The sequence below is a fragment of the Okibacterium sp. HSC-33S16 genome (assembly GCF_024171565.1).
GTDB lineage: Bacteria > Actinomycetota > Actinomycetes > Actinomycetales > Microbacteriaceae > Mycetocola_A.
In genome coordinates this window covers 55,913-69,622 of sequence record NZ_JALJZZ010000001.1, presented here as the reverse complement: position 1 = coordinate 69,622, position 13,710 = coordinate 55,913, and the positions used below count along the sequence as shown (strand labels likewise).

10 protein-coding genes are annotated in these 13,710 nt (G+C 63.6%); all 10 read right to left on the bottom strand.

Translation table 11 applies throughout. From position 1 onward, the window contains the following. Positions 1 to 14 precede the first annotated feature (14 nt). The 10 genes from L1277_RS00290 to L1277_RS00245 all read right to left on the bottom strand — a co-directional run bounded on the left by L1277_RS00290 (position 15) and on the right by L1277_RS00245 (position 13,645). Entirely contained in the window at positions 15 to 983 is a 969-nt protein-coding gene (locus L1277_RS00290; protein WP_253374375.1) for a MoxR family ATPase, read from the bottom strand. 42 nt (positions 984 to 1,025) lie between these two features. Continuing rightward, the gene (locus L1277_RS00285) at positions 1,026 to 6,263 is read right to left on the bottom strand and encodes an Ig-like domain-containing protein (RefSeq protein ID WP_253374374.1); all 5,238 of its coding nucleotides are present in this window, start codon (positions 6,261 to 6,263) and stop codon (positions 1,026 to 1,028) included. A 149-nt stretch (positions 6,264 to 6,412) separates the two neighbouring features. Beyond that, on the bottom strand, positions 6,413 to 7,213 hold the full coding sequence (locus L1277_RS00280; RefSeq protein WP_374110137.1) for a hypothetical protein: 801 nt from the start codon (positions 7,211 to 7,213) through the stop codon (positions 6,413 to 6,415). Further along, entirely contained in the window at positions 7,201 to 8,823 is a 1,623-nt protein-coding gene (locus tag L1277_RS00275; RefSeq protein ID WP_253374372.1) for a protein kinase, read from the bottom strand. Before L1277_RS00275 ends, L1277_RS00280 begins: the two co-directional genes overlap by 13 nt. Before the next feature lies 1 nt (position 8,824). Then, a complete protein-coding gene (locus tag L1277_RS00270) occupies positions 8,825 to 10,186 on the bottom strand; it encodes an FHA domain-containing protein (protein WP_253374371.1) in 1,362 nt (453 codons plus the stop codon). Positions 10,187 to 10,193: 7 nt separating this feature from the next. Then, positions 10,194 to 11,027 carry a PP2C family serine/threonine-protein phosphatase gene (locus L1277_RS00265; protein WP_253374370.1) on the bottom strand — a complete coding sequence of 278 codons (834 nt, stop codon included), beginning with the start codon at positions 11,025 to 11,027 and terminating at the stop codon, positions 10,194 to 10,196. Positions 11,028 to 11,162: 135 nt separating this feature from the next. Next, a complete protein-coding gene (locus tag L1277_RS00260; protein ID WP_253374364.1) occupies positions 11,163 to 11,459 on the bottom strand; it encodes a WXG100 family type VII secretion target in 297 nt (98 codons plus the stop codon). A gap of 104 nt (positions 11,460 to 11,563) precedes the next feature. Next, positions 11,564 to 12,427 (bottom strand): hypothetical protein, encoded by an 864-nt coding sequence (locus L1277_RS00255; protein WP_253374369.1) that lies wholly within the window; start codon positions 12,425 to 12,427, stop codon positions 11,564 to 11,566. Beyond that, entirely contained in the window at positions 12,402 to 13,031 is a 630-nt protein-coding gene (locus L1277_RS00250) for a hypothetical protein (protein ID WP_253374368.1), read from the bottom strand. The genes L1277_RS00255 and L1277_RS00250 overlap by 26 nt, the downstream gene beginning before the upstream one ends. Further along, a complete protein-coding gene (locus L1277_RS00245) occupies positions 13,028 to 13,645 on the bottom strand; it encodes a hypothetical protein (protein ID WP_253374367.1) in 618 nt (205 codons plus the stop codon). The genes L1277_RS00250 and L1277_RS00245 overlap by 4 nt, the downstream gene beginning before the upstream one ends. Positions 13,646 to 13,710: the final 65 nt, after the last annotated feature.

Below are 13,710 nucleotides of genomic sequence, written 5' to 3'. Positions count from 1 at the left end.
AGGGGCGGGGCAGTCTATGCGGCGCGGTAGGCGGGAACGGGCAGGTCAACGAGCAAACCGGCGATGATGTCTTCGGCCTTCACCCCAGCGAACTCGCTTTCCGCGTCGACGATGAGCCGGTGCGCGAGCACCGGAATCGCGAGGGTGTGCACGTCATCGGGCGTTGCGTACAACCGGCCGTGGGCAAGCGCCCAGGTTTTGATCATGCGTGCGAGCGCGAGGCTCCCACGCATGCTGACACCCAGGGCAACGTCCTTGTGCGAACGCGTGGCGTGCACGAGGTCGGTGATGAATTCCATCACCGAACGATCCACGTGAACCTCGGATGCCAATTGAGACATGGCAATCAGCGACGGTGCCGCGATGATCGGGGTGATCTTCGACGAGCGTGACCGGTTCGCGGCATCAAGAAGAAGGTCTACGGCGGTGTCCCGGTCCGGGTATCCGAGCGAAGTCTTAATGAGGAAACGGTCGAGCTGAGCTTCGGGGAGCTTGTACGTACCCGCCTGCTCAACCGGGTTCTGCGTCGCGATGACCATAAACGGCTTGCCGACCGGGTAGCTTTCGCCGTCGACCGTCACGACGCCCTCTTCCATGACTTCAAGCAGCGCGGACTGGGTCTTCGGCGAGGCTCGGTTGATCTCGTCGGCGAGGACGACCGACGAGAAGATCGGTCCCTTGTGGAACTCGAACTTGTTCGACGCCTGATTGTAGATCGTGACGCCCGTGACGTCGGACGGCAGGAGGTCGGGAGTGAACTGAATGCGCGAGTTCGTGCCCTCGAGTGTGTTCGCCAGCGCCTTCGCAAGCACCGTCTTTCCGGTCCCAGGGAAGTCCTCAAGCAGCACATGCCCCTCACTCAGCATGGCGGCGATGATCAGTTTGATCGTCTCCTCCTTGCCGAGGATTGCCTGCCCAACGTTGGATACGAGCGAATCGAAGGCGCCGGCGAACCACGCCGACTGCTCTTGAGTTACTGGCACTGAGGTTCTCTTTCGTTGGTCATGTCGAATGTTGAGGCCGGACTAGAGGTAGAAGGTTTCGCTGGTGTAGCCGTCGATGAGGACACGAACGCCGTTCGGTGCGTACGCCGGCTGAATGTAGGACGTCAACTGGACGGTGCCATTCCCGCTCATGGACGTGGGGTACGTACGGGCAATGTTTTTCCATTCGCCGTTCTGTTTGAACTGAGGCGTAACCTGATACGTTCCTGCCGGCCAGTTCTCGTAGGAGAACTGAATCTTCACGCTGTTATCAACACAGCCGTTGTCGTCACAGTGTCTGGAAGGACCGTCGTAGCCTCTGATGTTCGTCACCTGCTTGGGCGGGTCGGGCTTCTTCGTGATCGCCACGCTATTACTTGAGTCGACCCAGTCAGTACAGCCGACTCGGCTGCATGCCCTGACCGACCCGTTGTATACCCCAATTCCAGCTTTGGCCACTGTCGCTGACTTCGCTTTGCCGGAGCCCGATGATCCGTCGCTAATTCGCCAGTTGTATTCAAATGTTGGGTCTCCTCCGTCATCAGTGGACGCGGTCCAACTCATAGTTACGGAGGACCCCTCGTGCGGGCCGCTCTGGTCCATCTTTGGAACCCCCGGCTTGCTTGGGATGCCATACGAGACGGCTGAGGCGGGCGGTGACGCGGCGCTCTCGCCGACATTGTTGGTCGCCGTCACGGTGAATGTGTAGTTCACGCCGTTGGTTCCGCTGAAGGTTTTTGTCTCTCCAGCTTTACCGGACTGCTCGACACCATCGTTGCGCTTCACGGTGTACGTGGTGATGGTCGCCCCATTGCTGGAAGGAGATGCGTTGATGTTCACCGCGATTTTGCTGTCGCTCGGGGTGAGAACTGGCCGCGCGGGCGCATCCGGCGCACTCGTGACAACCACGTCCGCGCGACCCTGGGCCTGCCGCGACGCATCCTTAGTCGCGTCCTGGATCGTGTAGATGCAGCTGATCTGCTGGCTCTTCTCTGGCCCAGGCGTGATGATCAGGTTCTCTCCTGACACCTTGCATTGGGCGTTCCCAGAGCTGAGTTGAGTGTCGACGATCGTCAGCGACTGGCCGGGGAACGGGTTGTAGTCGTTAGCCAGCACCGGAAGGGTCACCGCTTTGCTGCTGCGTCCGTTCGGTTCCGAGTCGTCAACTGTGGACGGCATCGGCCTCGACGACGCGACAACACGTACGTGGACAGAGCCATCGATCACAAACTCGCGGTACTTTACCTGGAACGTCAGTGTGGCCGCCGTTCCCGTTGGAGTACCGAACGGCGCGGACACCGTGATCGTGGACCCGCTGAGGTTCGCCGCAATGCCGCCAGCCATGCCGCCGAGTCCCGAGTAGGTCAGCGCAGCCAGGACCTCAGGGTTCTGGTGGAAGCTCGCCGCGCGGAGGTCGACGGTGTATGGGTCGCCGTTCGCCTCGATCGTCAGGTCGGGCGGAGTGAATGTCGGCGGCTCATCCTTCATTTCGGGGTCACCGACGGTGATAGGCAGCACGAGTGTGGACACGCCGGTCGACGACCCGTCGGATGCCTCGAAGGTAATGTTCGCCGGACCGCGGTAGTCGAGCGCCGGGGTGAAGGTCAGCGTCTGATTGTTGACGAAGCTCGACTCGCCGTTGCTCTTCGCGTTGGTGACCTTCTTCGCGTCGGTGATGCTGATCTTCTTGCCGGTCGGCGAGTAGGCAATGTCATCGAGCTTCCAGGTGCGGGTGCCGTTCTTCTCGACGTACTGGATCGGCAGTTCACGCATGACCGGCGGCAGGCCGTCGGAGAACGGCGGCACAACGATGAAGGCCGAGGAGCTGAGGTCGTCGATGGTGTTGGTCAACCGGTAGGTGATGGCCATCCGGTTGTCGACCAGGGTGACGCGCACCTTGCCGTTGCCGAGGTTCTCGGCGTTGGATGCGTTCGGTCCTTCGAGGGACACCTCAAGGTCTTCGGTGCGTCCGCCGGAGTTGTTCGCCCCGGCCAGGACGTCAATGTCGACCGTCTTCTCGCCGACCACGTCGCCCGGTTCGACGATGTGGTCCTTGAGCGTCGGCGGTTGGATAGTCGCTTCGTTCGTCACGCGCACCTGCACGAACGCGGTGTCGGATCCACCGTTGTTGTTCGTGATCTCGTATCGAATCGACAGCGTGGTCTCTTCGTCGGGCGCTTCGATCTCAACGAACTGCTTCTTTTTGACGGTTGCCGTGACGCCCTCGGGAACTTCCTTGAGCTTCTTCACAACCTCGATCTCGTACCCGTTGGGGTCTGAGTCGTTCGCCAACACGGGAACCGTCGCAACGCGGCCTGGCTGCACCTCGATGGTGTCATCGACGGCGATCGGCGGGGAGTCTTGAGCGGCGCGCTCGATGACGCCGATGCGCACCATTCCGGTTGCGGTGGCGCCGTAGGTGTCTTTGAGTGTGTACGAGAACACGTCGGTTCCGGCTGAGCCGGGTGCCGCGGTGTAGGTGAAGGTCGTGCTGTCTGAGGTCTCCACGCTGCCGAGCGCCGGTGAGCTGGCGAGCCCGTCGAAGACGAGCGAGTCGCCGTCGGGGTCGAGCCCGTCGAGGGGAACGTTAACGACGACGGACGAGTCGGCGAAGACGCGAGCCGTCAGCGTCTTCGGCGCCGGAGCCTGGTTCTCATCTTTGTTCGGCGCAACCACATTGAAAGTGATGCGGGCGACGGCTTGTTGCTTGAAGGCATCCGTCACCATATACACGGCCGTGTACACACCGGTTTCGCGCGGAGCCTGGTACCGAACCTTGTCATCGGTGACGAATGCCAGGCCGGCCGTTGCGGGCTCGACGAGCTCTGTTGCCAGGGTCATCACGGCATTGTCGGGGTGCACGTCGTTCTCAAGCACAGGAACGCTCGCGATGTCGCCGGCGCGGACGGTCACGGTGTCATCAGCCGCGATGGGCGCCTGGTGCTTCGTGAGCGGCGGAACGGGCACGATCGACACCGTCGTGGTGGCTTCGTTCGTACCGTCGGAGAGCGTGTAACTGAACTGCAGCTGGTCGGTGACCGCGCCGGAGGACGTCACCCGGATCACCGAGGAGTTGAGCACCTCGATCGAGAGAACACGGGACTCGTCAGGAATGTCGAGCGAGCGGATCGCGAGGACGGCCCCGCCGGGTGAGACGTCATTGGTGAGGACGTTGAGCGACGTCGGTTCGTTGGGGCGGAGATAGCCGGTGTCGTGGACGGCGATCGGCTTCTGCACCTCGGTGGGTGCATCGCGCACGTCGACCCGCAGCATGCCGATGCTCGTGGCCGCGCCCGCACCAAGGGTGTACTGCACGTAGTAGACACCGGAGTTTCCGGCGACCAGCTGCATCGAATTGGTGTCGGGCTTCATGGTGATCGAGAGGCCGCCGCTCTGCGCCTCGGCACCGAGCAGGGCGAGCTGCGACCCGTTCGTCGACAGGTCGTTATCGAGCGGGAACGCTTCGACCGGTTCGCCCACGAAGGTCTGGACGTGGTCGGGGGTTCCGATCGGCCCGAGAGTTCCGGCCGGTTTGACGTCAACCGTGAAGGTTCCGGATGCCGTTTCGTAGCCATCAGAGACGACGTAGACGATATCGCGTGGACCTTCTTGAGCGGAGGTATGGGTGACGGTCACGAAGCCGTCGTGCGAGAACCGCACGAGGTCGCCGTTATCGGAAACGGCGGACTGGAGGAAGACGTCGTCTCCGTCGGGGTCACGCCAGTCGATGAGCGGGTTGTAGGAGATGGACTGACCCACCTCGACGCTCACCGCACCCTTGCGCTGTTCGACCGGCGGGGCGTTGGTCTCCATCGGCATGATGGTGACGCTCACCGTCGCCTCGGCGACACCGCCGGTGCGACCGTCGGAGACCGAGTAGCGGAAGGAAATGGTTCCGGCGGACTGTGCGGGGTTCGGGGTGAACTGCAGCGCACGTCCGCCATCAATGAACTCGATGAGACCGGATTCAGGTGCGAGCCCCTGCAAATTTTCGTTGATGGTGAGGACGTCACCGTCGGGGTCTGTGTCGTTGTCGAGCACGGGGAGAATTGTGCTCTTGCCGGGGCGCGCGCCCAGGACGTCGTCACGAGCGATCGGCGGACGGTTCTGCTCGGTGCGGTCGGCGAGGGTGTCTTCGAACGACTGGGTCGATGCCTTCTCGTCGCCCTCTTCACCGTCGTCTTCCTGAGGTGGTGTGACTTCTTCCCAGTTTTTGACGAGGCGCATGTTGGCGTCGACGAGCCAAACGTCACCGGTCTGCAGGTTGTTGAGCGCGATGACGTTCTTGTTGACCCGGAACTCGAGGGTCGCTCCCTCGGCGAGCGGTTCGATTGCCTGGCGTGACGGGGACCCGTCGCCGCACACGGCCATGTACTTGCTCGCGCCGGACCAGGCTCCGTGTGCACAGCCGTTGAGGTTGACCGGCGACGAGATCTCGTTGGCCTTCTTCACCGGGTTGGTGATCTCGGCTTTGATGGTTTGCGGCTGATCGTTGTTGAGTCGCACGCGCAGCAGGGACGATCCTGTCGCGACGATGACTTCACCCCCGGTGGCGCTGACCTGTTGCAGCTTGACGCCCTGGTCGGGAAGCGAGATAGAGCTGGACGCATCCGTCAGAATTCGATTTTTGTCACGATCGAGGATGACGGCCTGCTCACCGGCGGCCGTGAGCAGGTAGTCGTCCAGCTTCGGCAGATCGGTGACCTTCGGATCTCCGCCACCCTTGGGGTAGGCGTATAACTTCTTCTTCTCGGGCGAAACCGCGAAGGTGGTGCCCTCGGTGGAGACGACCGCCTTCGCGTTCTTGCCGAGCTTCGCGAGTGGTTTGGTGTCGACGGTGGAGAACCGGAGCTCACCGGCCGTGTTCGTGACCCAGAGCTCGCCGGATTTGGGGTCGACGATGCTGAGCTTGGTGTCTCCGAGCGACAGTTCAGCGCCGGGCGGCATGTCGGCACGCTCGATGAGCGTCGTGAAAGCCGAGTCGACGCGCTCGACCGTCGAGCCTGAGCGGTCGTGCAGGAGCACGTTCTCACCGTTCTGCAGCACGTCGATGTCGTTCGAGACCGTGGCGACCGAGGCGTTGAGCTCTTCGATCTGGCGGTTGAGGCGACCGGCCATGAGCTCGGTACCGTTGGTGACCCAGACGTCGCGGGCACTCAAGTCAACATCGGTGACCGGAAATCCTTCGTGCAGGACGGCGACGGTGACGGGAACGGCGACGAGAACGGAAAGTGCGACGACCGAGGCCGTGACTTTGCGACCTTTGAGCCATTTCAACACGTTGTAGTCCCCCCGGGGCTGACACCAGTTCGTAGCATCCCATGCGAGCGCTTGCCCGTTTGGGGGATAACCCCGAAACCCAAGCAAACGCTAGCATGCACCGGCGCGGCCGGTCACATGCGTTCGCATGCACGCGCACCGTTGTGCTCTCAGGAGCGGGTAAGTGGCGGTGCCGCCGAGAGCCCTGAATCCACCACACCCGGGTCCTCGGACGTGGCGGTCGCCGACGCGGCATCGGCTTTGTCGCGTTCCTCCTTCTCTCGATCGAGGAGGACGAGGTCGCTTGCGTCGACGAGGCGCGAGGAAACGGCGTACTCGACCAGGCGCGCACGGCGACCGGTGGCGAGCTTGCCTCGACCACCGCGGAGCCCGCGCACACCAATGCGGTCGAGTTTGTCGCAGACGTTGTCGAGCTTGCGGTTGAACGCGGTCTGGGTCCAGCCGAGGCGGGCGGCCGCGTCGACGGAGGCGGGGATCTCGCCACGGCCGGGGAAGTCCTGGCGCAGGACGTTTTCGGCGAGCGCGACGATGAGGAGGCGCTGGCTACTCGTGAGGTGCACGGGACCGACTGTTGTCGTACCGGCTGACATCGCGGTCATCGAACTCGTACCGAAGTATTCGGCTTCAGAGTGGATGGCGAACTCGTACGTTGTCGACCCTGCGCTGAACATGACCGTCAACTCGGGAAAGACGATGGGCAGTCGAGCACCGGGAGCGAGCCAGGCCTGAACCTGCCCGGTGGTGTCTGTGACGGTTGCCGAGAGAAGGTTGCCGACGTTGGACAGCCACCAGAGCCCGTTCTCGTCACTAATCGATAGGAAGCGACGGTGCAGGAACGGGTTCTCGTCGATGATCAAGTCCGACTCACGACCGACAAAGAATGGCTGCCCTGGAGTGATGTCGTACCACTCGCCGCAGAATTCTATGCGTGGCGCCTTCACTGTGTGCACATTTCCAAGGGGTCCCCCGATACCTTTCCCGTACTGCGTCTCGTGACGATCTCGATACACACCCGATCACCGGGCGTGAGTGACTCCACAGTCACCGACGGCTCGGTTGCCGTCTTCGGTTGGTCGTCTGCCGCCCCGCCGGTGCGACGCCAGATGAACGTGTCGCCCTCCTGCGGTTCAGGGTTCGACCAGGCAAACGTCACACTGCTGCCGTCGCCCATCGGCGTGACCGATACTGGCTCCGGCGACGGCACTCCGGCCACCACGATGTCGGAGCTGGCCTTCGGCGTCGGACTGGCGTTCGGGTTTGGCTGCCCCGAGCCGAAGATCGCGGCAGCGGCGACGCCACCACCGATGAGCACGACGGCGACGGCCCCAGCGATGAGCGGAAGCAGTCGTCTCGGCTGAGACTCGGGCGTCGGTTCCTCGTCGACAGGGGTCTCCGGTTGAGGACGGTCCCGAATCACCGTGTGTTCGGGAACCGGAGTCGGTGGCGCTCCCCCGGGCTCGACGGTCGGCATCCGCCGGATCACGGTTGGATCGGCACCCTGCGCCACGGCGACCGGAGCAGCCGATGGCGGAGGCACGATCGGTGCGACGGGCTGGGCATGCACTGTCGCGACTCCGCGGATGCGCGTTTTATCCCCGACGTCCTCGGCCGAACCGCCCGGGCGGTCGAGGATCGTGAGGTTGGGCACGTCGATTGCGGTGGGTGCGTAGGAGAGTTCCATCTCCACCCGTTGCAGGGCGCGGGCGAAGTCAATGGCCGTAGCGAACCGATCGTCGGCCTGCACCGACATGCCCTTGGCGAGGATGGCTGTGAGCGAGCGCGGGATGTCGGTTCGCTCCATCGGCGTCACCGTCCCCCGCTCGATCCGACCGATCAGGTCGACGGTGCCGTTGGGCTTGCCGGGAACCTCAAACGGCGTGTGGCCGGCCAGCAGCGTGTAGAGCGTGGCCGCGAGCGAGAAGACGTCGCTGCGGACGTCGGGCTGCGGGTTGTCGTCGAACATCTCCGGCGGTGACCACGGAATCGACATTCCAATCGAGCCGGTCGCCGTTGCGCCAGCCGACGCGTTCATCGCCTCCCGCGTCGTCGTGTTGACGGGCAGCTCAATGTCGACGGCACTCGAGATACCGAAGTCGGTGAGTGCCGGCCAGCCGTAGCCGTTGGTGAGCACGTTGGCCGGCTTGATGTCCCGGTGCAGGATTCCGCCCGCATGCGCGGTAGCTACGGCGCTCGACAACCGCACACCGGTGCGCAGCGCATCAGCCACGCTGAACCGTGAGCGCTTGTACTGCTCAGCCAGGCTCGGCCCCGAGCAGTACTCCATCACGAAATACGGGCGCCCGTCCGGGGCCACCGCCGCGTGGTAGATCGTCACGATGTACGGGTGCGCCGAGAGCTGCGCCATCAGGTTCGCCTCGGCAACGAAGGCCGCCCGCGAGCTGTCGGTGAGGTCGTCAGACGCGAGGACCTTCACGGCCACATGGCGTTTGGGCAACTCCTGCTCGTAGAGGTAGACGTCACTGAACCCGCCAGCACCGAGCGGACGAACGTAGTGCAATCCGGGCAGTTCTGGTGGAGTGGCGACCGAACGACCGGCCACTCTAAGCCTCCGTGATGCGCAGCAGAACGTCGCTGCCGAGGTCGATGGTGGTGCCGACGATCACCGGCGTGGGCTCCCCGCCGCGCAGTAACTGCGGTGGCTTCCCGGGAGCAATGACATGCGTGCCGTTGCTCGAGTGCAGGTCGGTCACCACAACGGTTCCGCCCTCAACGGCAACCCGCAGGTGGCTGCGCGAAATGTCGTCACCCACGAGCGTCACGAGATGAGGGAGAACGGATGCCGGTACGTTCGACACACTCGGAGCGCGCCCCAGGATGACGGGTGCGCTGAGCGCCTGCCGTCCACCGTCGGGCAGTTCGAGAACATAGGCGTGCGAGGGCGGGAGGATGGAGGGTGACTCCGGCGGAGTCGGCGCGGCCTGCTGCTGGGGCGCGTGCCGCCCGGCCCGCTCCTTCGCCCGACGCCGCGCCTCAATGATGTCGGCGGCGAGCATGGTGTGACCGTCGTGATCACCGAGCGTCGACGTGGGAGCCACGGCCGGTTGACTCGGTTGCTGCGGCGTTACGGGCAGTGCGGCGGTCGGCCCCTGAGCGGCAGGAGCACTCGGCGCACCAGATTCGTCCTCGGCGTCTCCGGCCTGCTCAACGGCAGCCGACCCGACCGTGCGAAAAACGGTGGCGCCAAACAGGTAGTCGTAGCCATCGACGTCGGGCTCCGCTGCTGCGGCTTCAGGCTCGCGCTTGCCCCCGGTGGTCGTGTGGAAGACGCGGGTTTCCTCGGTGCTCTCGGCGAGGGCGCTCTCGGTCGAGGCACTGCCTGTCGAGGCCGCCGGCGTAGCCGCACTCGCGGCGGGCGTACTGGCCTCAGGCTCGACGTCGGGACGCGTCGCAACCGGTTCGGGCGCGACGGCCGTACCCACGGCATCCGTTGTCACTGCTTGTGGCGCATCGGCGTCCAACCGAATCGATGACACCCACGCGGCGCCCTGCCCGAGCGGAAGCAGCTCGGCCGTTGCGCTGCTCGTGCCGGTGTCGACAGTGAAGGTGAGCGCGTTCTCGATGACCTGCTCGGTCCAGGTGGTGACTCCGCGCGACGAGATGACCACTGTGTCGTCATCGGTGACGACGGTGACGGTCGCTCCCCCGCGCACGATGACGCCGAGGCCGTTGCTCGCCATGGCGCCGTCGACCCAGAAAACCAGCGCGAACGGTCCGACGTTGGACAGTCCCCTCGCCGTGAGCATCTCCAGAACATTTTGAACGGATGCCGCGGGTTCGCCCGCGGCCGCCACCTGGGCGATGCGTTCGGAATCGCCTCCGACTCGAGCCACAAGAACCCGCCCGGTCGTCGCGACGGCGAGCCAGTCGTGCTCAGGCGCGTCGGCGTAGAGATACCCTGTCATGCCACCCTCAGATCCTCGGCAGGGTCTGCTCGAGGAATCCGAGCGACCGATTTTCATGATAGCCCGGGCGGGGAGGCGTCGTATCGACGCTCCGTGAGTCGACGATGAGGATTGTCACGTTGTCGTGGGCGCCCGCGTCGAGCGCCAGTTGCAGCAGCCGGTCGGCGGGATCTTCGACCCCGGAGCGGAGCACGGCTTCGATTTGCTCCGTCGACACTTCGCGGGTCAACCCATCAGAGCAGATCAGAAATGTCTGGTGGTCTGACGCCGGCAGCAACCAGACGTCGGGGTCGGCGTCGGTCTCAACGCCCACAGCGCGAGTGACGACGTTGCGCTCGGGGTGAGTCAGCGCTTCGAACGCTGTGATTGTGCCTGCGTCGAGCATCTCCTGGATCGCCGAGTGGTCGACGGTGACCTGGCGGAGGGTGTGGTCGTCCCAGAGGTAGACCCGGGAGTCACCGATGTTGAACGCCATCCAGTGGCAGTCGGCCTGGCTCGACAGTGAGACGAGAGCGAGACCGGCCACCGTGGTACCCGCGATCCCCGTCGTTTCTGCCCATGACGAAATGAGTGAATTGGCCGCAGTGATCGCCGTGAAAACTGCCTCGGGCGTCGTCGGCTCACCGCGACGGATGCTGTGCGACAACTGATGCACCATCGCTTGACTGGCCAGGTCGCCGCGGGTGTGCCCGCCCATGCCGTCGGCGACCGCGAAGATCGGCGCCTCGGCAATGAGGCTGTCTTCGTTGTGGGCTCGAACGTGTCCCGTGTCACTCCTGCCCGTGACGGTGACCGTGACCTCGGAGCGGGACGTTGTGATGGTTTCTACGTGGGCAGCCATGTTCATGCAATCCTATGAATGTTCCCGGGCAGTCTCGATGGGGAGTTGTCCCCATCGAAGTGCCGGGTGTGCGGTTAACCGCCGAAGGCGGCCCGAATCCGGACCGCCTTCGCGCACACCGTCTGGGTGTGGGTGTTAGCCGCTGATGCCCTTAGCGAGCTCGCTGTCGACGTTACCGAGAGCCTCTGCCGCCTTCGTCAGGAACTGGCTCATACCCTCAAGACCATTCACAGCCTCCGTCGTTCCCTTCGTGAACTGGTCATACGACGTCTGGAACGCACCCGAAGCCTGATCCGTGACGAACCCGTTCTGAACCAGGCTGTTCACCTGAGTCTGAAGCTCAGTCAGCTTCGACACCAGGTCTTCCTTGCCCGTGGTCAGACGCGTAGCAGCATCCGTCATCTCGCTGTAGGTCACATTCATATTCGCCATGACAACACTCCTCAGATTTTGAAAGGCCCACCCCTACGGCCGACCAGCACACCAAACACTATCCACCAACACCCCACCCACCAATGGGCAGGACTCCCCATCCCCTACGCGAATGACTCCGCCATACCGAGGGGAACACCGGCACGCCAGTACTGGCGGGCCATCCAGACAGCGACGACGAACAGCGCGATGCCGATGACGAGTGTTACGAGAAGAAGCACGATGTCTCCGGAGACCAACGCGAGCCAGCACGAGCCGATCAACGCTCCGCCAATTCCGCCGAGCCACAGGTCAAAGCGCCAGCGGAAGGTGATCCAGCGCCAGACTCCGCTGGGCTCCTCACGCAAACGCGCATCGTCAGCGGAAACCAGGGCGAGGTACGTCTGCTTCTTCACATGGGACACGAGAAGGACACCGGCGATGGCTGCCGCCAAGGCACCGTACATTCCGAGGTTGATCCAGACGTACGTTTGCGGAAGCTCCCGAACGGTCGACGGCCAGCCGCCGCCCAAGGCAAGCAGCATCGGAACGATGATCAGCGCGACCCAGAACGCCAGCGCGACACCAATCCACGCCAGCTGGGCGCGAGCGGAGAGAATCGCATTGCTCGAAACGACGGTTCCGCCCTGCAGTCCCTTCGTTTCACGGGTCCCCACCCGCCCGCGTAGCACCTGGCCCGTCATGATGAAGCAGAGGGCGAGAAGGAACAGCCCGCCGGGAACAGCAACGAAGAACGACAGCTGGTCGACGACGGTTGGCGAGAGGGCGAAGAACCCGCCTGGCACCGTGACATCCGTTTCCCAGGCGGCAACGTCGTAGACCCGCGAGAAGAAGATCAGGTTTACAGCGAGGGTTGCGAGGCCGAGGATCGCGAGCGCGACTCCGATCCCCACAACGACGTTGAGCGTGCGATGCTTCGCCGCGCTTCCGGCTCGTCTCGCCTTATCCTGCGTTTTCGACAAATTCACTCTCCAGAATTTCCTTGGCCACGTCCACGTCCCAGGTCAATGACCCAATCACCGCGTCAAACAGCTGTGTGAACAGATCGGCCTGTGGGGCCATCGGCGCTGACACCGTGATGTACAGAAGGTCGTCGGAATGTGGCGCGGGTGTCCAATACTCAACGAACAGCGACGGAGTCTCTTCGGTCACGTATTTTTGTGAGCCCGCTGCTGCCACCCGCGCAGCAACGCCGCCACCATCGAGGGCGATAATGTCCGCGTGAGGAAATGTGGCCGCAAGCCGGGTTGCAACATCACCGTCGCCGCTGTCAGACCACGGCTGAAACCGCGCCATGAGAGCCGCACCGAATGGCACCCCCGGCAGCAGTTCGAGGGCGAGTGCGAACGACACAGCACCCTGCTCGGCAGCCTTGCCGGCGACCTCGATAAGTTCGTTGCGCATCTGGAGTCTGCGGCTGGCCAGGCGGTCATCCCGCCCCATCTGTTCTTTCACGAGCGCAGCAACGCGCTTCTTCATCGACTCGGCGTCTGCCATGGGAATTGCCGCCCAGGTTCCCGGCAGAATGAAGTGAAAGTCGGTCAGGCCGAGTCGAACTTGACGGGTCTTCATGCGCGCTCCAACTGGACCTCGATCGTGGCGACGAGCCCCATCGTCTGCTGGATGATGTCGTCGTACGCTGTGATCGACTGGGCGGTGAAGATGCACTCGATCATCTCTTTCGAGCGGGGAGGGAACACTCCAATTACAGTGCGCTCCTCGACCCGCGGCTCCTCGCCCAGATCGGTGTGTGCGATGAGGTTGTATGCCCCAACGGCGAGCCCCGCCTCGACGGGAGCCGTCCAGGTTTGAACATTCTGGAACTCGACACCGAGTTCGCGGCGGCCTTCGTCGGCTGCGAGGCTCTCCAGGTACGTCTCAGGACCCTGGTCGTCGGCGAGTTGCACGAGACCGAATCCAAGGATGCTCGCTACCTCACCGGATTGGGGTTCCGGGATCCAGACCGCCGTCGCCAGCTGAGGCGTCGACATCCGTCTCATCGTTTCCTGAATGGTGCTGAGACGCCCGACCAAGCGTTCCTTCGAATCGCCGGTAAGGCCCAGTTCGCCCGAAAGCGTGCGGGGCCATCCTGTGGAGGTCGCTGGATCCAAATCAATCGGATACCAGTCTTCGGTCAATCCAATGTCATAGTCAGCGATGATTCGGTTACGTTTACCGCGCAGCATTCGGCTCCCCCGGGTCAGAATAGATTCGATTGCAACTGGGTGCTCATCCAGCCTACGGGCCGGAG

What these genes read in the sequence shown, in the direction of transcription:
- L1277_RS00270 (WP_253374371.1), bottom strand. Translation starts at nt 10,186, where the DNA reads ATGACAGGGTATCTCTACGCCGACGCGCCTGAGCACGACTGGCTCGCC.
- L1277_RS00265 (WP_253374370.1), bottom strand. Translation starts at nt 11,027, where the DNA reads ATGGCTGCCCACGTAGAAACCATCACAACGTCCCGCTCCGAGGTCACG.
- L1277_RS00260 (WP_253374364.1), bottom strand. Translation starts at nt 11,459, where the DNA reads ATGGCGAATATGAATGTGACCTACAGCGAGATGACGGATGCTGCTACG.
- L1277_RS00250 (WP_253374368.1), bottom strand. Translation starts at nt 13,031, where the DNA reads ATGAAGACCCGTCAAGTTCGACTCGGCCTGACCGACTTTCACTTCATT.
- L1277_RS00245 (WP_253374367.1), bottom strand. Translation starts at nt 13,645, where the DNA reads ATGCTGCGCGGTAAACGTAACCGAATCATCGCTGACTATGACATTGGA.